General features: G+C 37.2%; 32 protein-coding genes. 30 read left to right on the forward strand and 2 right to left on the reverse strand.

Annotation, left to right across the window (positions count from 1 at the left end; all coding sequences use genetic code 11):
- Positions 1 to 26 precede the first annotated feature (26 nt).
- From rpmC to rplQ, 21 genes are all read left to right on the forward strand, one after another.
- Positions 27 to 212, forward strand: coding sequence for a 50S ribosomal protein L29 (rpmC, locus tag EGI31_RS00475; RefSeq protein ID WP_255035147.1), 186 nt, complete (start codon positions 27 to 29; stop codon positions 210 to 212).
- A 53-nt stretch (positions 213 to 265) separates the two neighbouring features.
- Positions 266 to 523 (forward strand): 30S ribosomal protein S17, encoded by a 258-nt coding sequence (rpsQ, locus tag EGI31_RS00480; RefSeq protein ID WP_255035148.1) that lies wholly within the window; start codon positions 266 to 268, stop codon positions 521 to 523.
- Between the two features lie 34 nt (positions 524 to 557).
- Positions 558 to 926 (forward strand): 50S ribosomal protein L14, encoded by a 369-nt coding sequence (rplN, locus tag EGI31_RS00485; protein WP_255035149.1) that lies wholly within the window; start codon positions 558 to 560, stop codon positions 924 to 926.
- A gap of 34 nt (positions 927 to 960) precedes the next feature.
- Positions 961 to 1,299, forward strand: a complete 339-nt coding sequence (rplX, locus tag EGI31_RS00490) for a 50S ribosomal protein L24 (RefSeq protein WP_255035150.1) — start codon at positions 961 to 963, stop codon at positions 1,297 to 1,299.
- A 39-nt stretch (positions 1,300 to 1,338) separates the two neighbouring features.
- Positions 1,339 to 1,887, forward strand: coding sequence for a 50S ribosomal protein L5 (rplE, locus tag EGI31_RS00495; RefSeq protein WP_255035151.1), 549 nt, complete (start codon positions 1,339 to 1,341; stop codon positions 1,885 to 1,887).
- Between the two features lie 19 nt (positions 1,888 to 1,906).
- On the forward strand, positions 1,907 to 2,176 hold the full coding sequence (rpsN, locus tag EGI31_RS00500) for a 30S ribosomal protein S14 (protein WP_255035152.1): 270 nt from the start codon (positions 1,907 to 1,909) through the stop codon (positions 2,174 to 2,176).
- A gap of 112 nt (positions 2,177 to 2,288) precedes the next feature.
- Entirely contained in the window at positions 2,289 to 2,690 is a 402-nt protein-coding gene (gene rpsH, locus EGI31_RS00505; protein ID WP_255035153.1) for a 30S ribosomal protein S8, read from the forward strand.
- A gap of 43 nt (positions 2,691 to 2,733) precedes the next feature.
- Entirely contained in the window at positions 2,734 to 3,291 is a 558-nt protein-coding gene (rplF, locus tag EGI31_RS00510; protein WP_255035154.1) for a 50S ribosomal protein L6, read from the forward strand.
- A 26-nt stretch (positions 3,292 to 3,317) separates the two neighbouring features.
- Positions 3,318 to 3,665, forward strand: a complete 348-nt coding sequence (gene rplR / locus EGI31_RS00515; RefSeq protein ID WP_255035156.1) for a 50S ribosomal protein L18 — start codon at positions 3,318 to 3,320, stop codon at positions 3,663 to 3,665.
- A 10-nt stretch (positions 3,666 to 3,675) separates the two neighbouring features.
- A complete protein-coding gene (gene rpsE, locus EGI31_RS00520) occupies positions 3,676 to 4,179 on the forward strand; it encodes a 30S ribosomal protein S5 (RefSeq protein WP_255035157.1) in 504 nt (167 codons plus the stop codon).
- 23 nt (positions 4,180 to 4,202) lie between these two features.
- On the forward strand, positions 4,203 to 4,382 hold the full coding sequence (gene rpmD / locus EGI31_RS00525) for a 50S ribosomal protein L30 (RefSeq protein ID WP_255035158.1): 180 nt from the start codon (positions 4,203 to 4,205) through the stop codon (positions 4,380 to 4,382).
- A 48-nt stretch (positions 4,383 to 4,430) separates the two neighbouring features.
- Positions 4,431 to 4,928: a 50S ribosomal protein L15 gene (gene rplO / locus EGI31_RS00530; protein ID WP_255035159.1), complete on the forward strand. Its 498-nt coding sequence runs from the start codon at positions 4,431 to 4,433 to the stop codon at positions 4,926 to 4,928.
- Positions 4,929 to 4,943: 15 nt separating this feature from the next.
- A complete protein-coding gene (secY, locus tag EGI31_RS00535) occupies positions 4,944 to 6,269 on the forward strand; it encodes a preprotein translocase subunit SecY (RefSeq protein ID WP_255035160.1) in 1,326 nt (441 codons plus the stop codon).
- Positions 6,270 to 6,274: 5 nt separating this feature from the next.
- On the forward strand, positions 6,275 to 7,078 hold the full coding sequence (gene map, locus EGI31_RS00540; protein ID WP_255035161.1) for a type I methionyl aminopeptidase: 804 nt from the start codon (positions 6,275 to 6,277) through the stop codon (positions 7,076 to 7,078).
- Between the two features lie 2 nt (positions 7,079 to 7,080).
- Positions 7,081 to 7,299, forward strand: coding sequence for a translation initiation factor IF-1 (gene infA, locus EGI31_RS00545; protein WP_255035162.1), 219 nt, complete (start codon positions 7,081 to 7,083; stop codon positions 7,297 to 7,299).
- 27 nt (positions 7,300 to 7,326) lie between these two features.
- Positions 7,327 to 7,443, forward strand: coding sequence for a 50S ribosomal protein L36 (gene rpmJ, locus EGI31_RS00550; RefSeq protein ID WP_255035163.1), 117 nt, complete (start codon positions 7,327 to 7,329; stop codon positions 7,441 to 7,443).
- A gap of 5 nt (positions 7,444 to 7,448) precedes the next feature.
- A complete protein-coding gene (rpsM, locus tag EGI31_RS00555) occupies positions 7,449 to 7,823 on the forward strand; it encodes a 30S ribosomal protein S13 (protein WP_255035164.1) in 375 nt (124 codons plus the stop codon).
- A gap of 64 nt (positions 7,824 to 7,887) precedes the next feature.
- Positions 7,888 to 8,283 (forward strand): 30S ribosomal protein S11, encoded by a 396-nt coding sequence (gene rpsK / locus EGI31_RS00560; protein WP_255035165.1) that lies wholly within the window; start codon positions 7,888 to 7,890, stop codon positions 8,281 to 8,283.
- Positions 8,284 to 8,350: 67 nt separating this feature from the next.
- Entirely contained in the window at positions 8,351 to 8,956 is a 606-nt protein-coding gene (rpsD, locus tag EGI31_RS00565; protein WP_255035166.1) for a 30S ribosomal protein S4, read from the forward strand.
- 93 nt (positions 8,957 to 9,049) lie between these two features.
- Complete coding sequence (locus EGI31_RS00570) at positions 9,050 to 10,039, forward strand: DNA-directed RNA polymerase subunit alpha (RefSeq protein WP_255035167.1); 990 nt, start codon at positions 9,050 to 9,052, stop codon at positions 10,037 to 10,039.
- A 96-nt stretch (positions 10,040 to 10,135) separates the two neighbouring features.
- Positions 10,136 to 10,732 (forward strand): 50S ribosomal protein L17, encoded by a 597-nt coding sequence (gene rplQ, locus EGI31_RS00575; RefSeq protein WP_255035168.1) that lies wholly within the window; start codon positions 10,136 to 10,138, stop codon positions 10,730 to 10,732.
- 57 nt (positions 10,733 to 10,789) lie between these two features.
- Here rplQ and EGI31_RS00580 read toward each other — a convergent pair whose 3' ends face one another.
- Positions 10,790 to 11,611, reverse strand: coding sequence for a universal stress protein (locus tag EGI31_RS00580; protein WP_255035169.1), 822 nt, complete (start codon positions 11,609 to 11,611; stop codon positions 10,790 to 10,792).
- Positions 11,612 to 11,825: 214 nt separating this feature from the next.
- On the opposite strand from EGI31_RS00580, the gene carA reads away from it, so the two are divergent.
- Both carA and thrC read left to right on the forward strand, forming a co-directional pair.
- Complete coding sequence (gene carA / locus EGI31_RS00585; RefSeq protein WP_255035170.1) at positions 11,826 to 12,926, forward strand: glutamine-hydrolyzing carbamoyl-phosphate synthase small subunit; 1,101 nt, start codon at positions 11,826 to 11,828, stop codon at positions 12,924 to 12,926.
- A gap of 11 nt (positions 12,927 to 12,937) precedes the next feature.
- Positions 12,938 to 14,251, forward strand: coding sequence for a threonine synthase (gene thrC / locus EGI31_RS00590; protein ID WP_255035171.1), 1,314 nt, complete (start codon positions 12,938 to 12,940; stop codon positions 14,249 to 14,251).
- 39 nt (positions 14,252 to 14,290) lie between these two features.
- On the opposite strand, the gene glgB is transcribed toward thrC, so the two are convergent.
- Complete coding sequence (gene glgB, locus EGI31_RS00595) at positions 14,291 to 16,228, reverse strand: 1,4-alpha-glucan branching protein GlgB (RefSeq protein ID WP_255035172.1); 1,938 nt, start codon at positions 16,226 to 16,228, stop codon at positions 14,291 to 14,293.
- Positions 16,229 to 16,444: 216 nt separating this feature from the next.
- Here glgB and EGI31_RS00600 point away from each other — a divergent pair, with 216 nt between their 5' ends.
- The 7 genes from EGI31_RS00600 to EGI31_RS00630 all read left to right on the forward strand — a co-directional run bounded on the left by EGI31_RS00600 (position 16,445) and on the right by EGI31_RS00630 (position 23,659).
- Positions 16,445 to 16,846: an STAS domain-containing protein gene (locus EGI31_RS00600; protein WP_255035173.1), complete on the forward strand. Its 402-nt coding sequence runs from the start codon at positions 16,445 to 16,447 to the stop codon at positions 16,844 to 16,846.
- Positions 16,847 to 16,860: 14 nt separating this feature from the next.
- Positions 16,861 to 17,766 (forward strand): ribonuclease Z, encoded by a 906-nt coding sequence (locus EGI31_RS00605; protein WP_255035174.1) that lies wholly within the window; start codon positions 16,861 to 16,863, stop codon positions 17,764 to 17,766.
- Positions 17,767 to 17,883: 117 nt separating this feature from the next.
- Complete coding sequence (locus tag EGI31_RS00610; RefSeq protein ID WP_255035175.1) at positions 17,884 to 19,956, forward strand: ferredoxin-like domain-containing protein; 2,073 nt, start codon at positions 17,884 to 17,886, stop codon at positions 19,954 to 19,956.
- Between the two features lie 26 nt (positions 19,957 to 19,982).
- Positions 19,983 to 20,723 (forward strand): uroporphyrinogen-III C-methyltransferase, encoded by a 741-nt coding sequence (gene cobA, locus EGI31_RS00615; protein WP_255035176.1) that lies wholly within the window; start codon positions 19,983 to 19,985, stop codon positions 20,721 to 20,723.
- Positions 20,724 to 20,794: 71 nt separating this feature from the next.
- On the forward strand, positions 20,795 to 21,475 hold the full coding sequence (locus EGI31_RS00620) for a phosphoadenylyl-sulfate reductase (RefSeq protein WP_374760670.1): 681 nt from the start codon (positions 20,795 to 20,797) through the stop codon (positions 21,473 to 21,475).
- A 27-nt stretch (positions 21,476 to 21,502) separates the two neighbouring features.
- A complete protein-coding gene (cysD, locus tag EGI31_RS00625) occupies positions 21,503 to 22,405 on the forward strand; it encodes a sulfate adenylyltransferase subunit CysD (protein WP_255035178.1) in 903 nt (300 codons plus the stop codon).
- A 3-nt stretch (positions 22,406 to 22,408) separates the two neighbouring features.
- On the forward strand, positions 22,409 to 23,659 hold the full coding sequence (locus EGI31_RS00630) for a sulfate adenylyltransferase subunit 1 (protein WP_255035179.1): 1,251 nt from the start codon (positions 22,409 to 22,411) through the stop codon (positions 23,657 to 23,659).
- Positions 23,660 to 23,756 lie beyond the last annotated feature (97 nt).

Consider the following 23,756-nt stretch of genomic DNA (forward strand, 5'->3'; position numbering starts at 1 on the left):
TATAAATACTTCAATTAATAAAGAAGATGAAAAAAAATGATTTAAGTGGTTTTACTGAAGAACAGTTGAAACAACAAATAGCAGGAGAAAAAGACAGATTGGTGAAATTGAAGTTCGCCCATGCTATCACTCCAATCGAGAATCCTAGGAGAATTACTGAGACTCGTAAGAATATTGCTAGACTTTCTACTGCTCTTAACAGTTCAAAGTAAAATATCATTATCCAAATTTCATGGTTTTGATTAACCATTAATTTTATCCGAAAATGGAAGAAAGACAAGTAAGAAAAGAACGTATTGGAGTTGTGACCAGCAACAAGATGGAAAAATCTGGCGTTATCCAAGTGATTCGTAAGGTGAAACATCCTAAATATGGTAAGTTCATGCTCAAGACTAAGAAGTTTATGTTTCATGATGAAAACAATGAAGCCGGTATCGGTGACACTGTTAAAATCAGCGAGACTAGACCATTGAGCAAAAATAAAAATTGGAGATTGGTTGAAATCATAGAAAAAGCCAAATAATCTGATATTCTTAAAATAGTAAAAGGGAATAATAATGTTACAGCAAGAATCAAGAGCCAATGTCGCTGACAACAGTGGGGCTAAAGAAGTTTTGGTAATAAGAGTTTTAGGTGGTACAAAGAAGAGATATGCATCAGTTGGCGACAAAGTTGTTGTTACTGTTAAGGCTGCTCTTTCGTCTTCAAACATGAAGAAAGGTACAGTTTCTAAAGCTGTTGTTGTAAGAACTAAGAAAGAAGTAAGAAGAAAAGATGGTTCTTACATCAGGTTTGAAGAAAATGCAGTTGTTCTGTTGAACAACCAAAACGAACCAAGAGGAACTAGAATTTTCGGACCTGTCGCTAGAGAGTTAAGAGAGAAGCAGTTCATGAAAATTGTATCATTAGCTCCTGAGGTACTATAATAGCTCTAAAATATATCGTAATTAATTTATTACAATGGAAAGGAAATTTAATAAACAACCTAAGCTTCATGTTAAAACTGGTGATACCGTTGAGGTAATTGCTGGTAACTCTAAAGGTAAAAGAGGTAAAATTGTTGAAGTTTTGGTAAAGAAAAATCGTGTGGTTGTGGAAGGTGTTAATATGATTAAAAAACACATCAAGCCAAACGCTCAAAGTCCTCAAGGCGAAATCAAAGAGCTTGAAGGAACTATTCACATCAGTAATGTTTTGGTTGTGGACCCGTCTACAGGAAAACCTACAAGAGTGGGTAGAAAACTTAACGATGCAGGCAATCTTCAGAGATTCTCAAAGGCATCAGGTAAATTTATCTAATAATTTAAAGTGGGTCGGTAATCCACTAAATTTAAAAAAATGGCAAGGTTAAGAGATCAATATCAAAAAGAAATTATAACTGCGTTGATGGAGAAGTATCAGTACAAATCTATCATGCAAGTTCCTAAACTACTTAAGATAGTAGTTAACAGAGGAGTTGGAGCTGCTACTGGTGACAAAAAACTAGTAGACAACAGTGTAGATGAGCTAACAATAATAGCTGGTCAGAAAGCTGTTCCAACTATCTCTAAAAAGGCGGTATCCAACTTTAAATTAAGAGAGGGTATGCCTATCGGTGCTAAAGTAACACTTAGATCCAACATAATGTATGAATTTATGGATCGTTTGACTTCAGTTGCTTTACCACGTGTGAGAGATTTTCAAGGTATTAGTGATAAAGGATTTGACGGTAGAGGAAACTACACTTTCGGTGTAACTGAGCAAATCATCTTCCCTGAAATATCTATCGATAAAATCAATAAGATTCAAGGTATGGACATTACTTTCGTAACAAGTGCAAAGACTGATGCTGAAAGCTATGAGTTGTTGAAAGCGTTAGGAATGCCTTTTGTGAATAAAAATAAATAATAAGCAATAATTTAGAGACATGGCAAAAGAGTCAATAAAAGCTAGAGAAAGAAAGAGAGAGAGATTAGTAGCTAAATTTGCTACCAAAAGAGCTGCCCTTAAAGAGGCTCAAGATTGGAAAGGTTTAGATGCTCTTCCTAAGAACTCTTCTCCTGTTAGATTGCACAACAGATGCAAGCTTACTGGTCGTCCTAAAGGTTACATGAGGAAGTTTGGAATTAACCGTGTTACCTTCCGTGAAATGGCCAATTCAGGATTTATTCCTGGCGTTACCAAATCTTCTTGGTAAAAACTTTTTTTTCTTATTTAGAATTACTATCTTTGCAGCCCAGTTAGAGAAGTCACGCCTGTGATACTGTCTAATGTTGGCTAAGGAATCCAAAAAAATATTAAATTTAGAGATGATTACAACGGATCCAATAGCAGATTTTCTTACAAGAATCAGAAATGCTATTAAAGCTAGGCACAGAGTCGTAGAGATTCCTGCCTCAAATCTTAAAAAAGAGCTTACAGTTCTTCTTTATGAAAAAGGTTATATTGCAAGTTATAAGTTCGAAGACGATGGTCTTCAAGGAGTTATAAAAATTGCTTTAAAATATAATCCAGTTACGAAAAAATCAGCAATCATTAATCTTTCAAGGGTTTCAAAGCCTGGTCTAAGAAAGTATGTTAAGTCTAGTGAGTTACCTAGAGTACTCAATGGTCTTGGTATTGCAATTTTATCAACTTCCAAAGGAATAGTTACAGACAAAGAGGCTAGAACGCTGAATGTTGGTGGCGAGGTTCTTTGTTATGTTTATTAATTTTTGTTGACCGCTTCTTTAATGAAGCCTTAAACGTTTTAAAATGTCTAGAATAGGTAAAAAACCAATTACAATCCCTTCAGGAGTAACAATAACTGTTGGTTCTGATAATTTAGTGACTGCAAAAGGTGCATTAGGTACTTTAACTCAGAAAGTTGATCCTGATATGGGTTTGACCATTGAGGATGGTGTTTTGACAGTTACTCGTCCAACTGAACAAAAAAGACACAAAGCATTGCATGGTCTTTATAGATCTTTGTTAAGCAATTTAGTTGTAGGTGTTTCTGAAGGATACAAAAAAGAGCTTGAGTTAGTCGGTGTAGGTTACAAAGCAACCAACAACGGCAACATCATCGATATGTCTTTAGGTTACTCTCACAATATTTATCTTGTTGTACCTTCTGAATTGAAAGTAGAAACTAAGATGGAGAAAGGTAAGAATCCAATTATCACTTTACAAGGTATTGACAAACAATTGATTGGTTTGGTTGCGGCCAAAATTAAATCGTTGCGTAAGTCTGAGCCATACAAAGGTAAAGGTATCAAGTTTGTTGGTGAGGTTATCAGAAGAAAAGCTGGTAAAACTGCAGGTAAAAAATAATTAAGAAAATTATAACTTTATAATATATGTCTAGTGTTAAGTCTGAAAGAAGACAAAAGATAAAGTGGAGAGTTAGAAAAAGGGTTTCGGGTACTCCTGAAAGACCAAGGTTAAGTGTTTTTCGTAGTAATACAGGAATATATGCACAATTAATTGATGATATAGCCGGAAAAACCTTAGCAGCTGCTTCTTCAGTAGAACTAGGTCTCAAAACTTTGAATATAGAAAATTCAAAACAAGTAGGTTCAACTATTGCCAAAAAAGCTGTTGAGATTGGTCTCACTGCTTGTGTATTTGACCGTAGCGGCTATTTATACCACGGAAATGTAAAAGCTTTGGCAGATGCTGCTAGAGAAGCTGGACTTAACTTTTAATACTATTTAAATGAAAGCAATTAAAGTAAACGAATCAGAATTAAAGGAAAGAGTTGTAGCCATAAATAGGGTTGCCAAGGTAGTTAAAGGTGGTCGTAGATTTAGCTTCTCTGCTATTGTTGTTCTTGGTGACGGTCAAGGTGCAGTAGGTCAGGGTCTTGGTAAAGCAAACGAGGTAACAGATGCTATCTCAAAAGCAATTGAAGATGCTCGTAAGAATCTAGTGAATGTGCCAATCATCAATGGTACAGTTCCTCACGAAATGGAAGGTAAATATTCAGGTGGTTTCGTTTTTGTTAAGCCTGCAGCTCCTGGTACTGGAGTAATAGCTGGTGGTGCGATGCGTGCCGTCTTGGAGGCAGCCGGAGTACACAATGTACTTGCAAAGTCTAAAGGAAGTTCGAATCCTCACAACGTGGTTAAGGCAACTTTGGATGCTCTTTTAAAAATGAGAGCTCCGCACGAAGTAGCTGCTATGAGAGGTATTAAATTAAACAAGGTATTCAACGGTTAATTGCCGCTTAAATAATTTTAGTAATGGCTAAAGTAAAACTTACTCAAGTAAAAAGTGTAATTGAGAGACCTAAAAAGCAGAAACTTACTATGCAGGCTTTGGGTTTGACTAAAATCGGTAGATCGGTAGAAGTTGAGTCTAATCCAGCAATCGAAGGGATGATTAGAAAGGTAAATCATTTGATTAGAGTAGAGAATTGTTAATATAGGGATAACCGAGTAGTGCTATACACTGCGTAAATTTATTAAATAATGAAATTAGAGATTTTACAACCTGCGAAGGGTTCTGTTAGAGATAATACAAGACAAGGTAGAGGTCAAGGTTCAGGTGGTGGTGGTACTGCCAGAAGAGGTCACAAGGGTGCAAGATCTAGATCGGGTTACAGTTCAAAACGCGGTTTTGAAGGTGGTCAAATGCCTTTACAAAGACGTTTACCTAAGTTTGGTTTCAATAACATCAACCGTGTGGGGTTTAAAGGTATCAACTTGGATACCATACAGGCCTTGGTGGAGAAAACAGGAGTTAGCACAATTGACCTCAAGTTTTTGAAGGAGCATGGTTTGATGGCGAAAACAGATTTAATTAAAGTTTTAGGTAGAGGTGAGCTTACATCTAAGGTAACTATTAGTGTAAATGCTTTTTCAAAATCCGCTATTTCAGCAATTGAGAAGCTTGGAGGTGCTGCAATCGTGGTTACCAAATCGGTTTCAGCTGATTCAAATACGAATGATGGTGTTCAGCCTGAATAATTTCTCCTAAACCTTATGAAAAAATTAATAAGCACATTTAAGAACATCTGGTCAATAGAAGAGCTAAGAAATAGAATCTTAGCTACTCTCTTGATTATTGTTATTTTCAGAGTTGGTTCTTATGTTACATTACCGGGTGTAGATCCATCCAAGTTACAGGACCTTACAAGTGGTAATGGCTTGTTAGGTTTGTTAGATACTTTAGTTGGTGGAGCTTTCAGCAAGGCTTCGATTATGGCTTTGGGTATTATGCCTTACATTTCGGCTTCAATTGCAATACAGTTGCTTGGCTTGGCATTGCCTTACTTTTCGAAATTGCAAAAGGAGGGTGACTCAGGTAGAAGGAAGTTGAACCAGATTACAAGATGGTTGACAATTGCGGTAACAGCTACACAGGGTTTTACCTATCTTAAGACTACTATTCCAACAGACGCCATTACTGTTTCCCAAGGATTGTTTTATTTCTCTGGGGTAATTATGTTGGTTGCTGGTACAATGATGAGTATGTGGCTTGGTGAGAGAATAACTGAAAAAGGTATTGGTAATGGTATCTCTATGATAATCATGATTGGTATCGTATCACGTTTTCCAGGTGCGATCATTGGAGAAGCCAATGCTAGAGCTGCAAATGGTCAAATTTTGTTCTTTGTTATCGAGATTGTAGCTTTGTTTTTGGTAGTTATCTTCGCTGTAGCTATGACTCAGGCGGTAAGAAGGATTCCAGTTCAATATGCCAAGCAAATTGTTGGCAACAAAACGGTTACAGGTCAGAGACAATATTTGCCTCTTAAATTGAATATATCTGGTGTTATGCCAATTATCTTCGGCCAGGCTCTTATGTTCATTCCGGCCTTTGTTGCTTCATTGTTTGCTGAAAAAAGTGATTTTGCTCAGACTGTTAATACTATTTTCAGTGATCCTACATCGTGGCAGTACAATTTGCTTTATTTAATACTAATTGTTGCTTTTACATTCTTTTATACGGCTATCTCTATTAATCCAAACCAAATAGCTGATGACATGAAACGTGGTGGTGGTTTTGTCCCTGGTATTAAGCCTGGTCAACCTACATCTGATTTTGTGGCTCAGGTATTGGATAGAATAACATTGCCGGGAAGTATATTGTTAGCGATGATTGCTATTTTCCCTGCTGTAGCGAGTTTGTTTGGTATGACGCAATTGTTCTCCTCATTTTTTGGTGGTACTTCATTATTGATTTTAGTTGGTGTTGTTCTTGATACTTTGCAACAAGTTGAAAGTTACTTGCTAATGAAAAAATATGAAGGCCTAATGGAATCTGGAAGAATCGAAGGTCGCCAAACTTCTGTAATGAGCAATTAATTACTATGTCTAAAAGAGTAATTTATCTCAAAAGTTCAGAAGAGGCTCAGATAATTAGAGATAATGGTGTCATTTTAGGTAAAGCTCAAGCAGAGGTTGCCAAATTAGTTGGAGAGGGTGTTAGAACCAAGGATTTAGATAAAGTAGCTGAGGAGTTCATATTAGACAATGGCGGAAAGCCTTCTTTTAAGAACTACAATGGTTTTCCAGCGACACTTTGCATATCAGTGAATGATGTTGTTGTTCATGGTATACCAAGTGGCAGAGAGTTAAAGGAAGGTGATATTGTATCAGTAGACTGTGGTGTATATAAAAATGGTTATCATGCAGACAGTGCTTATACGTACATGGTTGGTGAGGTTGATGCTCTTACAAAAAAGCTACTGATCGATACAAAGCAGTCTCTTTTTGAGGGAATTGCATTGGTAAAGCCAGGTAATAGAGTCGGTGACATCAGTTATGGTATTCAGAGCTTTACCGAGAATCTGGGATATGGAGTTGTAAGGGAGTTAGTAGGCCACGGAGTTGGGAAATATCTCCACGAAGCTCCGGAAGTTCCAAACTTTGGAAAAAGAGGAAATGGTCCTAAGCTTCAGGCGGGAATGGTGATTGCCATAGAGCCGATGATTACTCAGGGAAAGCGTTTTGTTGTTCAAGAGAACGATAATTGGACCATAAGAACTGAGGATAGAAAGCCAGCTGCTCATTTTGAGCATACGGTTTTAGTTACAAAGAGTGGTTATGATATTTTAACTACCTTTGAATTTATAGAACAAGTTTTGAAGAGTAGAAACTTAGAGATAATTTAAGAATGGCAAAGCAGTCCAATATTCAAGTTGATGGAGTAATTATAGAAGCTTTATCTAATGCCATGTTTAGAGTGGAACTAGAAAATAAGCATGAAGTTATTGCACACATTTCTGGTAAAATGAGAATGAATTATATCAGGATTTTACCAGGCGATAAAGTTAAGTTGGAGATGTCTCCATATGATTTGTCAAAAGCGAGAATTACTTACCGATATAAATAATCGGTTCTAATATATTAATTAAATAAAATGAAAGTTAAAGCATCAGTTAAAAAGCGTAGTGAGGACTGCAAAGTGATCAGACGTAATGGTAAGATTTACGTAATTAATAAGAAAAATCCTAAATTTAAACAAAGACAAGGTTAATATTTATGAGGATCTCAGGTGTTGATATTCCGGACAAAAAGAGAGGTGAAATTTCTCTTACCTATATATACGGTATAGGTCGCAGTACTGCGAAAAATATTTTAGGGCAAGCTAACATTTCTGTTGATAAGAAGGCAGGAGAGTGGTCTGACGATGAAGCTAACGCAATTCGTGCTATTATTTCTAATGAGTTTAAGGTAGAAGGTGCTTTACGTTCAGAGGTTACACTTAGCATCAAGCGTTTGATGGATATCGGTTGTTACAGAGGTTTGAGACATAGAAAAGGTTTGCCTTTGAGAGGTCAAAAAACTAAGAACAACTCTAGAACTAGAAAAGGTAAGCGTAAGACTATCGCTAACAAGAAAAAAGCAACTAAATAATATTTAATTGGATCAGGGGAAAATATTTAGTTTTCCTGCCTTAATTTAAGTTTTTCTATCAAAAATGGCACAAGCTAAAAGAAAAGACAAAGCAAAAAAGAGAGTTGTAGTTGTAGAAGCCTACGGACAAGTTCACGTAAGAGCCTCTTTCAATAACATCATCATTTCAGTTACAAATAGTACTGGACAAGTTATATCATGGGCATCTGCTGGTAAAATGGGCTTTAGAGGCTCAAAAAAGAATACCCCTTATGCAGCACAAATGGCGTCACAAAACTGTTGCCAAGTGGCTTATGATTTAGGAATGAGAAAGGCCGATATTTATGTAAAGGGACCGGGATCAGGTAGAGAGTCTGCTATGAGAACTGTTCAAAGTGTAGGTATCGATGTAGTAAATATTTATGATATTACTCCTCTTCCTCATAATGGTTGTAGACCTCCAAAAAGAAGAAGAGTATAATTTTTTATTTTAAACAAATATTAGTTTGGACATTGGGGCTAATTATTTGATAATTTATTTTTAAAACATGGCAAGATATACAGGTCCGAAATCAAAGATTTCAAGAAAGTTTGGAGAAGCTATCTTAGGTCCAAGCAAAGCATTGGCTAAGAAAAACTATCCTCCAGGTCAACATGGTAGAGGTAGAAGAGGTAAAAAATCTGAATACGCTTTACAATTGCAAGAGAAACAAAAGATCAAGTACACTTACGGTATGCTTGAGCGTCAGTTTGCAAGAATTTTCCACTTGGCCGCCGTTAAGGATGGTCAAACTGGTGCTAACTTGATTAAATTGTGTGAATCAAGATTAGACAATGTGGTTTACCGTATGGGTATAGCACCAACTAGAAGAGCTGCAAGACAATTGGTTGCTCACAAACATATAGTTGTAGATGGTGAGGTAACTAACATTCCTTCTTTGTTGGTTAAGCCTGGTCAAGCAGTTGCTGTTAGAGAGAAATCTAAAGCACTTGAGAACATCACTACAAGTACTAGTATTAATTCGTCTAAGAAATACGGTTGGATTGAATTCAATTCAACAGATTTGTCCGGAGTATTTATTAATTACCCAGACAGAGACCAAGTGCCAGAGAATTTCAACGATCAGGCGGTTGTCGAATTGTACAACAAATAATAATATCACACCACCCCTCAACAGGGGTGGTTTCTTTAATATATTTTGGGATAATCCCAAAATTATTTCGTTAACGAAAATATACAGCACAGTATGTCAATTTTAGCATTTCAAATGCCCGATAAAGTCGTAATGGAAAAAGCAGACGACTTTCATGGTTTTTTTGAGTTTAAACCGCTCGAAAGAGGATATGGAGTAACCATCGGTAATGCTCTTCGTCGTATATTGTTGTCTTCATTAGAAGGTTATGCAATTACATCGGTAAGATTTCCTGGTGTTCTTCATGAGTTTTCATCAATTGAAGGTGTTGTGGATGATGTAACCGAGATTATTTTGAATCTGAAGCAAGTAAGATTTAAAAAGATTTCGGATTTTGTAGATAATAAGATTACTGTAAAAGTAAAGAATCAGAGTGAATTAACGGCTGGAGAAATTAGTAAATTTTCTTCTTGTTTCGAGGTTCTTAATCCTGACTTGGTTCTTGCTCGTTTAGATTCTAAAAAGGAGTTGGAGTTCGAAATAATTGTTGATAAAGGTAGAGGTTATGTGCCAAGTGAAGAACACAAAGCAAATGACCTTCCTATTGGCTTTATTTCTATAGATTCAATCTATACTCCAGTAAAAAATGTTAAGTTCAGTGTAGAAAATACGCGTGTTGAACAAAGAACAGATTACGAGAAACTTTTACTAGAAATCAAAACTGATGGTTCTATTCATCCAGAGAAAGCTTTACAAGAGGCGTCACACATTTTGATTCAGCATTTCCTTAAATTTACAGACGAGAACATGGTGTTTGACTCTAAGAAAGATGAGGAAGACAATATGGTTGATGAAGAGTTCTTACACATGAGAAAACTTCTGAAAACATCATTGCAAGATCTTGATTTATCTGTTAGAGCCTACAATTGCCTTAAATCTGCTGATATTCGCACTCTAGGTGACTTAGCTAGATTAGAGGTTGCTGACATGATGAAATTTAGAAACTTTGGTAAGAAATCTCTTACAGAATTGGAGCAACTTATCGCGGATAAGCAACTTCATTTCGGAATGGATGTAGCCAAATATAAATTAGACGAAGAGTAATAATAATTTCGCAGAATTAATTTTTTAAACTCGTAATAGGTGGAAAGCATAGCTGCGTAACTGTTTTCAAACCGTTACTTACGAACAAAGTACAAAATGAGACACGGAAAAAAAGTAAACCATTTAGGTAGAACAAAATCTCACAGGGATGCATTGTTGGCAAACCTTACGATTTCTTTAATCAAGGCTAAAAGAATTGAGACAACATTAGCTAAAGCCAAAGCTTTGAGAATGTACATCGAGCCTTTGATTACCAAATCAAAAACAGATAATACTCACTCTAGAAGAACAGTATTCTCGTATTTACAAGATAAAGAGTCAATCAAGATTCTTTTCGGTGAAATTGCTGAGAAAGTAGCTGAAAGAAACGGTGGATATACAAGAATAATCAAGTTGGGACAAAGACAAGGAGATAATGCTTTTGTTGCACTTATCGAATTGGTTGATTTCAACGAAAACTTGTTAAGTTCAGCTGTTGAGGAAGGCGAAGCTAAAACTAAGCGTTCTAGAAGAGGTAAAAGTAAGAAATCGGAGGAAACAGTTAGTGCAGTAGCAGCTCCAGTTGCTGAAGTGCCTTCTGCTGAGGTTGTTGAAGAAGTTGTTGAAGAGACTCCTACGGCTGAAGTAGTCGAGGAAGTAACTGAAACGCCTGCTGAAGAAACAGATGATAACAAGGAAGAGGAAGCAAAGTAAGTTTTATTTGTTTTCTAATATCAAAAAGGAGCCTCAACGGCTCCTTTTTGTGTTTAGTCAATCGAAACTATATACTAATATTGGTATTTGCGTATCGTTTATGATTCTTTTTGTTTTACTAGGATTGAGGATTCCGTCCAATATGCCCCGTTTGTGTGTAGTGAGTGCCAACAAAGAAATATGCTCATCAGATATCAATTTATTAATTCCTTGTTTAAAATTATTTCCTTCCTTCTGAATATATTTTATATTCTCTTTCCCAAACTTTTTAATCATAGGCTCCAAAAAAAGTTCATTGGCATTAATGTTTAATTCTGAGGAATCTTCGATATGAACTATAGACAATGTTTGGTCTGAGAATTTCGCTAATTTGACAACTTTCTCAATGTACTCTTCTTCATCAAATTCAAGTTGTGTGGCGTAGGCTAAATTGCTCAGTATTTCATTTTCATAATTTTCGGGTATAACTAAGAGCGGTGCTTCTATATTATCAATTAAATGATTGGCTGTTGAACCAATTATTTTGTCAATTATATTGCTATATCCCGTTTTTCCAACTACTATGAATAAAACGTTTTCGGTTGTACAGATATCATTAAGAATGCTACTTAAATCGCTGAAGGATAGTTTGTAATCTACCACCAAGCCCTCTATTCGTATTCTTTCCGTTTCTAATATTAGTCTCTCTTCTAAGGCCTTTACGGTATTTTGGTATGTTTCTTCTATAAGGCCAATAGGTACATTAGGGTCTAAGATGGGAGGTGAGTAAGCGTGCACCAGCGTGATTTTGGCGTTTATTATTTTCGCCAGTTTTATCGAATGATTAACGGCATTGGTGCTTCCCTGAGAAAAATCTGTGGCTACAACGATGGTTTTCATTATTTCATTAATTTAAAATTTGTTTAGCGATTCTTTCCGTTGTCAAAGTTAGGGTTCATAAATCTTTGAAAATATGATTTACAGAATCATAAAATATGATTTTTGGTAATTTATCTACATTATTTGTTGATATGGTAATATTTGTTAGATAAGTTGATTTTTTGATATAACTTTGTACTCCGATAATCTTATCTAATCGGAAAATAACATTCTAATGAGTTTCATTCCCCAAGACGCTATCTTAATGCTTCAAGATGGCACTGTTTTCAAAGGTAAAGCTTTAGGTAAAATAGGTACAACAACAGGTGAAATCTGTTTTAATACCGGTATGACAGGCTACCAAGAGATTTATACCGATCCTTCATATTTTGGTCAGGTTATAGTAAATACCACTGCCCACATAGGTAACTATGGTGTTAAACTTGATTCTGAAGAAGAATCGGACAGCATTAAAATTAAAGGAATGATATGCAACTCTTACGCAGATCATTACTATTCTCGAAACACTGCTGATTATTCATTGCAAGAGTATTTTGAAAAAAATGGAATCGTGGGTATCTGTGATATTGATACCAGACAAATCGTGAGATATATCAGAAACGCAGGGGTAATGAACTGTATTATTTCTTCTGAGATTTCTGATGAGGTGGAATTGAAGAAAATTCTGGATGATTGCCCTTCGATGGACGGATTGGAGTTGAGCTCACTCGTGAGCACCAAGGAATCTTATTTTTTAGGTAATCCAGAAGCCAAACATAAGTTGGCTGTGATTGACTACGGCTGCAAAAGAAATATCTTGAGGAATTTTGTTCAAAGAGATTGTTATGTAAAGGTATTTAATGCTAAAGCAGATATTGCAGAGATTTTGGAATGGAATGCTGATGGGTATTTTATTTCAAACGGCCCTGGAGATCCAGGAGCTATGGATTATGCTGTAGAAACCATCACCGAACTTTTGAAGTCTGACAAGCCACTCTTCGGAATATGCCTAGGTCACCAATTGCTGAGCAGATCGGTAGGTATAGGTACATATAAAATGCATAATGGACACAGAGGCTTAAATCACCCTGTTAAGAACTTAATTTCAGGAAAATGTGAGGTTACATCACAAAACCATGGCTTTGCCGTTATTCCAGAAGAAGCCTTCAAAAGTGAGGAGGTCGAGGTAACCCACCTAAACTTGAATGACAATACCATTGAGGGTATCAGACTGAAAAACAAACCTGCTTTTTCGGTTCAATATCACCCTGAGGCTGCCCCTGGTCCTCACGATTCTAACTATTTATTCGACCAGTTTGTCGCCATGATGAACTAATTCTGAAGTTAATGCAGCTATATAGTACAAATCGAATCAGCGAGAATGTAGGCTTTGAAGAGGCTATTTTTAGAGGACTACCGCCTGATAATGGCCTTTATATGCCCTTAAACATCCCGAAATTGCCACAGTCATTTTGGGATAATATAGAAAACTTATCTCTTAACGAAATCGCTTTTGAGATTTGTAGTGGTTTAATAGGTGACGACATTCCGAAAGATGATTTAAAAACGCTGATCGATCAAGCCATAGATTTTGAGGCACCTGTCGTGCCGATAAAAGAAAATATTTATTGTTTAGAGTTATTTCATGGCTCTTCCATGGCATTTAAAGACTTTGGTGCCAGATTTATGGCAGCAGTGATGTCTTATTTTTTGAAAAAATCTCAGAAAAGCATAAATATTCTAGTAGCCACATCAGGTGATACAGGCGGGGCTGTTGCACAAGGCTTTTTCGATAAAGAAAATATTTCTGTTACCATCCTTTATCCGGCGGGTAAAGTGAGTGATATTCAAGAAAAACAATTAACCACCCTAGGCAAGAATATTAAGGCCTTAGAAATAGATGGTACGTTTGATGACTGTCAGGCCTTGGTTAAGCAGGCTTTTTTAGACAATGACCTTAGAGGGAAGTTTAATCTGGCCTCAGCCAATTCCATTAATATAGCTCGACTTATTCCACAGTCATTTTATTACGTGGCTGCGTATGCCGCCTTGAAAAAAAATGGTAAGAAAATGGTTTTCTCTGTACCATCTGGCAATTTTGGTAATTTAACGGCTGGTTTATTGGCCATTAAGATGGGAATGCCAAATACAACTTTTATCGCTGCGACAAATATCAACAAGGTAGTTCCAGAATATTTAGAGTCTGGCGTTTATTCGCCCATCTCGCCGTCAAAGTCGACCATATCCAATGCCATGGATGTGGGTAATCCAAGTAATTTTCCCAGAATGAGGGCATTGTTTGGAGATAGTTTGTCTGATATGAAAGGGTATGTGAAGGGTTGTTATTTTGACGATAATCAAACAAGAGACGGTATAAAAGAACTTTATGAAGATTACGGTTACCTCACCTGCCCGCACTCGGCTATAGGGTATTTGGGTTTAAAAGAATTTATGGATAAAAACTCCTCTGATGATTCATTGGGCGTGTTTTTGTCAACTGCACATTATGCCAAATTCTTGCCCGAGATGGAGTCTACACTAGGTTTTTTGCCTGAAATTCCTGAAAGGTTGGAGAGTTTGTTGAGTAAAACTAAGGTTGCTGTATCAATGGCAAACGACTTTGAAGATTTTAAAAGTTACTTGAACGAGAATTTAATATAAAAGAGGCGAGGTTTCAAACCTTGCCTCTTTTGTAATTGCTTATTTGATGATAACGGCACCGAGAGGTGGTAAAGTCAACTCAATCGATTGTTCGAAACCGTGAGCTTTGATCGCCTCTGTTTTTAGACTGCTGTTTACGTTGCCAGCACCCCAATATTTAACATCATCAGAGTTTAGTATTTCAACATATTGTTTGTTTTTTGGTACTCCGACACGGTAATTCTTTTGTGGTAGTGGAGTAAGGTTTAACAACACCATCACCTCCTCATTCAACCCTTTGCGACGATAATAAACCACACAATTGTTAGTATCCGAGGTGTCCAACCAATCAAAACCTTCAGGGCTAAATTGTTTATCAAATAATGCTGGTTCGGCTCTATAGACCTTGTTTAAGTCTTGCACCAATAAATTGATACCTTTATGACTGTCGTAGTTTAACAAGTGCCAATCCAAACTTTTTAAGAAATTCCATTCTTCTGATTGCCCAAACTCGCCACCCATAAAAAGTAATTTGGACCCTGGATGGGTAAACATATAAGAAAATAACAATCTAAGATTTGCAAATTTTTGCCATTCATCACCCGGCATTTTGTTAAGTAATGAATGTTTTCCGTAAACCACTTCATCGTGTGAGAGCGGCAACATGAAATTTTCAGAAAAGGCATACACGGTGCTGAAAGTCAGATCATTTTGGTGCCATTTTCGGTACATTGGATCTTTTGAGAAATATCGAAGGGTGTCATTCATCCATCCCATCATCCATTTCATACCAAAACCAAGTCCTCCCAAGAAAGTGGGTCTTGAAACTCCCGGGAATGCTGTAGATTCCTCAGCTATGGTTTGAACATCAGGAAAGGACTTGTATATCTCTTCGTTGAGTTCTTTGAAAAGTGAAATTACCTCAAGGTTTTCTCTTCCACCGAATACATTAGGTATCCATTCTCCGTCGTTTCGAGAATAGTCTCTGTAGAGCATTGATGCCACTGCATCCACTCTTAATCCATCAGCATGGAATCTGTCCAACCAAAACAAGGCATTACTTATTAGGAATGAGCGAACCTCGTATCGGCCATAATTAAAAATGTATGATTTCCAGTCTGGATGGTAACCTTGTCGTGGATCTTCATGTTCGTAAAGAGCCGAACCATCAAATCTATAAATACCATGGGCATCGTTTGGATAATGAGATGGAACCCAGTCTAGGATTACTCCAATACCATTTTGGTGCAACTGCTCCACCAGATACATAAAATCTTGTGGGGTCCCAAACCTGCTACTTGCGGCAAAATAACCCGTTATTTGGTAGCCCCACGAAGGCTCGTAAGGGTGTTGCATAATGGGCATAAACTCCACGTGTGTAAAGCCCATTTCTTTTACATATGGCACTAAAGTGTCGGCTATCTCTCTATAAGTGAGCCTTCTATCGTTATCTTGAGGGTCTCTTTTCCATGATCCAAGATGCACTTCATAAACAGAACAAGGTGCTGAAAGGCTATTGGCCGTTTTTCTGGTCTTCATCCACTCTTCGTCTTTCCACTCATACCAAGTATCCCAAACAATGGAAGCGGTTTTAGGCGACTCCTCCCATCTGAGAGCAAAAGGATCACCTTTTTCCAGTTTTTGTCCTCCAATATTAGAATTTATGAAATATTTATAAACATGTCCATTCCCAACGTTGGCCACCCAGCCTTCCCAAATACCAGAGCCGTCCCATCGCGGCATCAACTGATGGCTCTCAGAGTTCCATCCATTAAAGTCGCCAAAAACAGAAACTGAAGCAGCATTTGGAGCCCAAACTCCGAAGTAGGTTCCAAGAATTCCTTGATTTTCTAAAACATGTGACCCAAGTTTCTCGTATAAACGATAGTGACGACCTGATTTAAATAACGAAATGTCAAAGTCTGTTAACAACGAAAAGGGTTCAACATTCTTGAATTCTGGTGTTTCTGGGTTTGTTGCTTGTTTTTTCTTGCTCATAAAGGTTAAATGTATATTTACGCTTGCAATATCTTAAAATTAATCTTGCTTTGCGAAACAAAATTCGAAGTTTTTTCAAAAAGGAAAGATAGTATTTTTTTGGGTTGATTTATTGCCTTTTTTTTAAAATATATTTGTGGTAAATAGTTTTATTTAATCTTTTAGTAGAAATAACCGAATTAAAGTATTTTTGCGGACTGAAAATTATCGATCGAGATGGAAATTAACAAAAGCGAACAATACGTGGTATTTAAGCCACTAGGAGCAAGTTTTGATGATACAGTTGCTGCGGCGGTGGAGAAAAATATAGCGGTGATGTATTCTTCTGAGGGAAAAATAAATTTTATTTTGAACTTACTCAAGGTAGACTCCATTAGCCCGGGTGCAATCACCTTGTTAAACAAAGTTCAAAGAATATGCAAAAATGAGTCTGGTTTATTGGTGTTGATTTCTACCAACAATGATGTGATTGATTTCATATCTGGAGCTACCGAAGATTTTTTGCTGATATTGCCAAGCGAAGAAGAAGCCATAGATGCCGTTTATATGAATGAGTTAGAAAATGACTTCAAAGATGAGCAGGACGAAGAATTTGGTTCGGAAGAAAGCGACTATTGATAAATAAATACAGGTTGGAATTTAGAATACTCGGTACTGGTTCAGCAACACCTCAATTGCAACGCAATCCTTCGGCTTTTGTCGTAACCATTGATAATTTTTTAGTTTTGATTGATTGCGGTGAAGGAACCCAATATCGATTATTAGAGCATAAAGTAAAGATTTCTAGGTTACGCTATATTCTCATCAGTCATTTGCATGGTGATCATTATTTTGGTCTGATTGGGCTATTAAGTACCTTAAACATGCAAAAAAGAACTGAACCTTTGGTTATATTCGGGCCAAAAGGTTTGGACGAAATCATTGCCTTGCAACTCAAATATTCAGGAACTATTCTGAACTTCAAACTCGATTTTTCGGTAACTGATCCGACTGGTTTCAATCCAATTTTGGAGACTGAAACCATTGAAATTAAAACATTTCCACTAAAACATAGGATTGACTGCACGGGTTTTTTGTTAACCAAGAAAAAATCGAAACGGAAAATCCTGGCTGAAAAACTCCCTGAAAATTTTCCTGCAATTTTTTATAAGATGTTGCAAGATGGGCATGATATAACCGACGAATTGAGTCGTGTCACTTATATCAATGCTGAATGTACGACTGACGGATGTTCAGAAAAACGTTTGGCTTATTGCTCTGATACTATCTATGACGAGTCCATTGTAGATTATATCAAGGATGTTGACTTACTCTATCACGAGGCAACCTTCTTGACCGAGCAAGCCGAAAGGGCCAAAGTTACCTTCCACACCACAGCAGCCCAAGCTGCCTCCATTGCCCAAAAAGCCAATGCCAAGCAATTGATAATCGGTCATTTTTCTTCTAGGTACAAAACCACTGAAGATTTTCTTGTTCAAGCTCAGGAGATTTTTCCAAACACCACACTTTCCAAAGAAGGTGAAAATTTCATTTTTTAAGTAAAGTATATAACTTTTACAATCTATTTAAGTCCTTGCAAGATTTTTACCATATAAACTCTATGAGATTGGTAGGATAAATAATAACTTTGGAGAAAATATAATTGGAATAGTACAATGCAAAGTTTCAGGACAGAGTTAGAGAATCCAGTAGTTGAACAGGATATAATTGATTTAGAGAAGAAAATCAGAATGTTTCGTGAAGGTACAATTCACGAAGATAAATTCAGAAGTTTGCGTTTGGCTAGAGGGGTATATGGCCAGCGTCAGCAGGGTGTGCAGATGGTCAGAATCAAATTGCCATATGGTAAGATGACTTTCAAACAGTGGAAGAGAATTTCTGATATTTCTGATAAATATTCTACTGGAAACCTACACCTAACTACACGTCAGGATATTCAGATTCACTTTGTGAGTCTCGATCGCACGCCTGAACTTTGGCATGAATTGGAGCAAGATAACGTTACGCTTAGAGAAGCTTGTGGAAACACAGTAAGAAACATTACGGCTTCGGTAACAGCTGGCATTGACCCTAATGAACCTTTCGATATTACTCCTTATGCTCATTCCTTGTTTGAGTATTTGCTTAGGAATCCTATATGCCAAGAAATGGGAAGGAAAATCAAAATTTCTTTCTCCAACACTGATGAAGATACTGCTTTGGCATTTATACACGACATGGGCTTTTTGCCAAAGATAAAAGACGGTAAGAGAGGATTTAAAGTAGTTGTAGGTGGTGGCCTTGGTGCTCAGCCAAGAATGGCCGATTTAGCCCATGAGTTTTTGCCAGAAGATCAACTGATTCCGTTTGCAGAAGCCGTTTTAAGAGTCTTTGATCGCCATGGAGAAAGAAATTCTCGAAGTAAAGCCAGAATGAAGTTTCTTTTGCAGAAGATTGGTTTTGAGGCTTTTATGGAGCTAGTGGACGCGGAGAGATTAGCAATTAAGAACAAGTCTTTTGAAATAAATACAGAACGTTTTGATGTGAACGAGGACGTTCAAATAAAAATAGATACAGTTTCTGACCCTCAAAAATTTGATCTTTGGAAAAACACCAACACCTTTGAGCAAAAGCAAATAGGTAAGTTCGGTGTATTCATTAGAGTTCCTTTAGGGAATATTTCTAGTGTGGTTTCCAGAAGTTTGATAGAGAAATTAAGCGGTTTTGTGGGAGATGATATCAGAGTGACTATCAATCAAGGTCTTTTCCTGAGAAATGTACCAGCAGAAAATCTGGCCTATGTTTTCAATGTTCTGGAGTCAGAAGGATTGGCAGCTTTCGGAGCTAATAGTGTGGCCAACATTACAGCTTGCCCAGGTACTGATACTTGTAATTTGGCGATTTCGGATAGTGTGAGCATTACTTATGAGCTTGAAAAAGTAATTGATCAAGAATTTCCAGATTTGGTTAAAAATAATGACTTCAAAATAAAAATATCTGGCTGTATGAATTCTTGCGGTCAGCATGGAATGGCCAATATTGGATTCCACGGTAGTTCGTTGAAAGACGCCAACAAGAATGTGCTTCCAGCTTTGCAAGTATTGCTAGGAGGTGGTTCATCTGGGGATGGATTTGGAAGAGCGGCCGAAAAGGTCATTAAAGTTCCTTCAAAAAGAGGACCGCAAGTGTTGAGATATATTTTCTCCGATTACCAAGAAAATGGCTTAGAGGGAGAATATTTTAACAACTATTTTGACAGAAAGGGTAAAAACTACTTCTATGAATTGCTCAAACCATTGGCGAGCTTAGATGCTTTGGTTCAGTCTGATTTTATTGATTGGGGTCAAGAGGTTGCTTTCGAAACTGCTATCGGTGTCGGCGAGTGTGCTGCTGTAATGGTTGACTTAGTAGCAATACTTTTTGTTGAGGCTGACGAAAAATTGGCAGATTCAAAGGCTGCTTTTGAGAAAGAAAAATGGGCTGATGCTATTTATTTGGCCTACAGTGCACAAGTTAATGCCGCAAAAGCGATGCTTTTGGATATTGATGTGAACTGCAGCACACAAATGAAGGTTATCTCAGAATTTACCAAAAACTTCGATGAAGGTTTTCAAGACAGTATTTTGAGAATAAACAAAGAGAATCCGACCAAAGAATTTGCAGTGGATTATATTAGAGACGCTGTGACATTCTGTGCAGAAACCAAAAAGAAGAGAGAAGAAAATCTAAAATCTCAGATCACTGCTTAATGTTTTCTTCGAATAAAATACCAAAATTGACGCTCGTTGGTGCTGGTCCTGGTGACCCCGAGTTAATTACTTTGAAAGCCATAAATGCTCTCAGAAATGCCGATGTGGTTCTTTTTGATGCCTTGGCCAATGAGGAATTACTTGATTATTGTCACCCATTGTGTGAGAAAATATATGTGGGTAAAAGAGGCCATCAGAAGGGAATAACTCAAGATGGAATCAATTTTTTGATTGCCGAAAAAGCTTTTGAAAAAGGGCATGTAGTAAGACTCAAAGGAGGTGACCCGTTTGTGTTTGGTAGAGGAATGGAGGAAATAGAGTATGCAAAACAAAGGGGAATTGAAGCCCACTATGTTCCTGGTATTTCCTCTGTATTTTCTGGTGGATATCATCTGATTCCCTTGACAGACAGGCGAGTAAGTGATGGTTTTTGGGTAATTACTGGTCATAAGTCAGACAAGAAATTTGCTTCAGATTTGGACTTGGCAGTTCAGTCTAATTCGACAGTGGTGTTATTAATGGCCATGTCAAAGCTCAGTTATATCGCCGAAAAATACCAAGCAGTTAAAAGAACCGAAATACCGGTTTGTATTATTCAAAATGCGAGCACAAGCAAGGAGAAAATGGCTGTGGGCAAAATGTCTGATTTGGTAAAAATGGCTGAGGAAAACCAATTGACTAATCCGGCTATAATTATTATTGGTGAAGTGGTGGATTATCATTCATTGCGTCTTTCGAATTTTGAGAAGCAATATTTAGAGGTATAACAAATTAAATAAGTGAAGGTAAACCACTAAATTTGTGGTTTGTTTTCGAATAAATAATCTTTCTTTAGATGATGATTGAAGAATTAGAAAACTTAGATTTAGTTGCTTCTTTGCGTCTGGTGAGCGAAAAATACCCGAACAAGGTGGTTTTTTCGACTTCATTTGGTCAAGAAGATCAGGTTATAACTGATGCCATTTTAAAGAATGGTTTAGCTATTCAGGTTTTTACACTAGATACGGGTAGGTTATTTCCTGAAACTTACGAGTTGATGGATCGAACCAAAGCAAGATACAAAACCACTTTTAAAACCTATTTTCCTGATACTGAACAGGTAGAGCAATTGGTCGAAAATAAGGGTTTCAATTCTTTTTACGAGTCCGTTGAAAATCGCAAAGAATGTTGTGGCATTCGTAAAATAGTAGGCCTTAAGAGAGCCTTGAAAGGAAACGAGGTATGGATTACGGGATTAAGAGCCGAGCAGTCTGAAAACAGAAGTTCAATGCCTATTTGGGAATACGATGAAATCAACCAAATTTTTAAATTTAATCCATTGGTAAATTGGTCTTTCGAAGAAATGGAAACTTATTTGAAAGATAACAATGTGCCTCAGAACTCCCTCCACAAAAAAGGATTTGTGAGCATAGGTTGTCAGCCTTGCACCAGAGCCATAGAACCAGGGGAGCATCCAAGGGCTGGAAGATGGTGGTGGGAAGAATCCCAAAAGGAGTGTGGTTTGCACGCTGTAAAATAATAGATTTAGTTTTTTTGATACATAAGAATGAATATTAACAAACAATTTCCGAGAGCTTTAGAAGATGAGGCCATCTTTATTCTGAGAGAAGTGGCAGCACAGTTTGAAAAGCCAGCGATACTTTTTTCAGGAGGAAAAGACTCCATTACCTTGGTCAGATTGGCACAAAAAGCGTTTTTCCCGGGTAAAATCCCTTTTCCATTGGTGCATGTCGATACAGGTCATAATTTCCCAGAAACTACTGATTTTAGGGATAAATTGGCTGCAGAATTAGGTGTGGAGCTGATCATCAGAAATGTAGAAGACTCTATAAAAGCAGGAAAAGTAAAAGAAGAAACTGGAAAATACGCCAGTAGAAACGCCCTTCAGACTGTTACGCTTTTGGATACCATAGAAGAATTCAAGTTTGACGCTTGTATCGGCGGAGCCAGAAGAGACGAGGAAAAAGCCAGAGCCAAAGAAAGAATATTTTCGGTAAGAAATGATTTCGGCGAGTGGGATGCAAAAAAACAACGTCCTGAGCTTTTTGATATGCTCAACGGCAAGATTGATTTGGGAGAAAACGTAAGGGTATTCCCAATTTCTAACTGGACCGAATTGGACGTTTGGAATTACATAAAAGCTGAAAATTTGGAGATTCCATCTATCTATTTCGCTCATGAGCGTGAGGTTTTTGATAGAGACGGTATGATTTGGTCAGATTCTAAGTTTATCAACAAGTCAGAAGACGAGATTCCTTACAAGACTATCGTAAGGTTTAGAACAGTTGGCGATATGACCTGCACAGCAGCGGTTTCGTCTACTGCTGACAATATTGACACAATTATTGAGGAGATTTTGGAGGCCGAGATTTCTGAAAGAGGAGCAAGGATAGACGATAAACGCTCTGAGGCGGCCATGGAAAAACGTAAACAACAAGGATATTTTTAAATAATGGATATATTAAGAATTGCAACAGCTGGATCTGTTGATGACGGAAAAAGTACTTTGATAGGTAGGTTGTTGTTTGAAACGCAGTCTATTACCAAAGATAAAATAGAGGCTCTTAAAGCTGCAAGCCAAAGAAAAGGTTTGGATTTCGTAGATTTGTCATTGTTGACCGACGGCCTAATCGCTGAACGAGAGCAAGGAATAACCATTGATGTAGCTCATATTTATTTTAATACGCCAACCCGTAAATACATCATTGCGGATACTCCAGGGCATTTTGAATATACCCGTAACATGGTTACTGGAGCTTCTAATGCATCCGTATCAATCATTTTGATAGATGCCCGAAACGGTGTGGGTGAACAAACCAGAAGACATTTTTATATTTCATCGCTTTTGGAAATCCAGAATGTAGTGGTGGCTGTTAATAAAATGGACCTTGTGGACTACAATGAGGCTCGCTACGAAGAAATCAAAAACGATTTTTTTGAGTTATCGGATAAGCTAAGAAAACCAAATCAGAACATCACTTTTATTCCTATTTCGTCCCTTTATGGCGAAAATATTGTAGAGAAATCTGAGAAAATGGCTTGGTACACTGGAGAATCTTTACTTAATATTTTAGAAGCGGTTGCTCCGGAAAATATTGATTCGGCTGTTCTTCCATTTAGATTTCCAGTGCAGCACGTCATTCGTCCAAAATCAGAGGAATATCATGATTTCAGAGGGTATGCAGGCAAAATAGCCTCTGGGCAAATAAATAAAGGTGACATGGTAGCGGCATTACCAAGTCAGCAAATTAGCAAGGTGAAAGAGATTTTGAAATACACAGATTCTCTAGATTCTGCCCATCAAAATGAGTCAGTAGTCATCACTTTAGAAGATAATATCGACGTTAGCCGCGGAAATATGTTGGTTAAAATCGGTGAGCAACCTGAGCTTAAAAAGCAAGTTAATGCCAGAATTTGTTGGATGGATACCGAGTCAATGAAAGTTGGTAAAGGTTATTTGGTTCAGCATGGTATAAACCGCGTAAAAGCCAAAGTAGCATCGATAGATACTAGATTGGAGATTTCTACATTTGAAGAGTCAGAAAATGTAGATGAATTGAAACTTAATCAGATTGGTGAAGTGTCTTTTAAACTCGCCGCACACATATTTGCCGATAATTTCGAGGCAAATCCTGGCAATGGTGCCTTCATAATTATCGATGAATTTAACAACAATACGGTAGGTGTGGGTTTTGTAAAATAGTATATAGGGGTATATAGGTTCATAAAGAATGGCGACGGTTTCTGTCGCCTTTTTTTATGTCAAATTGTATAATTTCAATACTATTTATTAATATAAT

Source organism: Lacihabitans soyangensis (assembly GCF_024343775.1).
Classification (GTDB): Bacteria; Bacteroidota; Bacteroidia; order Cytophagales; family Spirosomataceae; genus Leadbetterella; species Leadbetterella soyangensis.

Excerpts from the sequence above, each read along its gene's own strand:
- carA (WP_255035170.1), top strand. The coding sequence starts at position 11,826 with ATGAGTTTCATTCCCCAAGACGCTATCTTAATGCTTCAAGATGGCACT.
- map (WP_255035161.1), top strand. The coding sequence starts at position 6,275 with ATGTCTAAAAGAGTAATTTATCTCAAAAGTTCAGAAGAGGCTCAGATA.
- rplR (WP_255035156.1), top strand. The coding sequence starts at position 3,318 with ATGTCTAGTGTTAAGTCTGAAAGAAGACAAAAGATAAAGTGGAGAGTT.
- EGI31_RS00600 (WP_255035173.1), top strand. The coding sequence starts at position 16,445 with ATGGAAATTAACAAAAGCGAACAATACGTGGTATTTAAGCCACTAGGA.
- EGI31_RS00620 (WP_374760670.1), top strand. The coding sequence starts at position 20,795 with ATGATTGAAGAATTAGAAAACTTAGATTTAGTTGCTTCTTTGCGTCTG.
- rplQ (WP_255035168.1), top strand. The coding sequence starts at position 10,136 with ATGAGACACGGAAAAAAAGTAAACCATTTAGGTAGAACAAAATCTCAC.
- secY (WP_255035160.1), top strand. The coding sequence starts at position 4,944 with ATGAAAAAATTAATAAGCACATTTAAGAACATCTGGTCAATAGAAGAG.
- rplN (WP_255035149.1), top strand. The coding sequence starts at position 558 with ATGTTACAGCAAGAATCAAGAGCCAATGTCGCTGACAACAGTGGGGCT.
- cysD (WP_255035178.1), top strand. The coding sequence starts at position 21,503 with ATGAATATTAACAAACAATTTCCGAGAGCTTTAGAAGATGAGGCCATC.
- rpmJ (WP_255035163.1), top strand. The coding sequence starts at position 7,327 with ATGAAAGTTAAAGCATCAGTTAAAAAGCGTAGTGAGGACTGCAAAGTG.
- EGI31_RS00580 (WP_255035169.1), bottom strand. The coding sequence starts at position 11,611 with ATGAAAACCATCGTTGTAGCCACAGATTTTTCTCAGGGAAGCACCAAT.
- rplF (WP_255035154.1), top strand. The coding sequence starts at position 2,734 with ATGTCTAGAATAGGTAAAAAACCAATTACAATCCCTTCAGGAGTAACA.
- rplX (WP_255035150.1), top strand. The coding sequence starts at position 961 with ATGGAAAGGAAATTTAATAAACAACCTAAGCTTCATGTTAAAACTGGT.
- rpsH (WP_255035153.1), top strand. The coding sequence starts at position 2,289 with ATGATTACAACGGATCCAATAGCAGATTTTCTTACAAGAATCAGAAAT.
- EGI31_RS00610 (WP_255035175.1), top strand. The coding sequence starts at position 17,884 with ATGCAAAGTTTCAGGACAGAGTTAGAGAATCCAGTAGTTGAACAGGAT.
- rpsD (WP_255035166.1), top strand. The coding sequence starts at position 8,351 with ATGGCAAGATATACAGGTCCGAAATCAAAGATTTCAAGAAAGTTTGGA.
- rpsK (WP_255035165.1), top strand. The coding sequence starts at position 7,888 with ATGGCACAAGCTAAAAGAAAAGACAAAGCAAAAAAGAGAGTTGTAGTT.
- rpsM (WP_255035164.1), top strand. The coding sequence starts at position 7,449 with ATGAGGATCTCAGGTGTTGATATTCCGGACAAAAAGAGAGGTGAAATT.
- rpmD (WP_255035158.1), top strand. The coding sequence starts at position 4,203 with ATGGCTAAAGTAAAACTTACTCAAGTAAAAAGTGTAATTGAGAGACCT.
- rplO (WP_255035159.1), top strand. The coding sequence starts at position 4,431 with ATGAAATTAGAGATTTTACAACCTGCGAAGGGTTCTGTTAGAGATAAT.
- rpsQ (WP_255035148.1), top strand. The coding sequence starts at position 266 with ATGGAAGAAAGACAAGTAAGAAAAGAACGTATTGGAGTTGTGACCAGC.
- infA (WP_255035162.1), top strand. The coding sequence starts at position 7,081 with ATGGCAAAGCAGTCCAATATTCAAGTTGATGGAGTAATTATAGAAGCT.
- rpsN (WP_255035152.1), top strand. The coding sequence starts at position 1,907 with ATGGCAAAAGAGTCAATAAAAGCTAGAGAAAGAAAGAGAGAGAGATTA.
- rpmC (WP_255035147.1), top strand. The coding sequence starts at position 27 with ATGAAAAAAAATGATTTAAGTGGTTTTACTGAAGAACAGTTGAAACAA.
- rpsE (WP_255035157.1), top strand. The coding sequence starts at position 3,676 with ATGAAAGCAATTAAAGTAAACGAATCAGAATTAAAGGAAAGAGTTGTA.
- glgB (WP_255035172.1), bottom strand. The coding sequence starts at position 16,228 with ATGAGCAAGAAAAAACAAGCAACAAACCCAGAAACACCAGAATTCAAG.
- thrC (WP_255035171.1), top strand. The coding sequence starts at position 12,938 with ATGCAGCTATATAGTACAAATCGAATCAGCGAGAATGTAGGCTTTGAA.
- rplE (WP_255035151.1), top strand. The coding sequence starts at position 1,339 with ATGGCAAGGTTAAGAGATCAATATCAAAAAGAAATTATAACTGCGTTG.
- EGI31_RS00630 (WP_255035179.1), top strand. The coding sequence starts at position 22,409 with ATGGATATATTAAGAATTGCAACAGCTGGATCTGTTGATGACGGAAAA.
- EGI31_RS00570 (WP_255035167.1), top strand. The coding sequence starts at position 9,050 with ATGTCAATTTTAGCATTTCAAATGCCCGATAAAGTCGTAATGGAAAAA.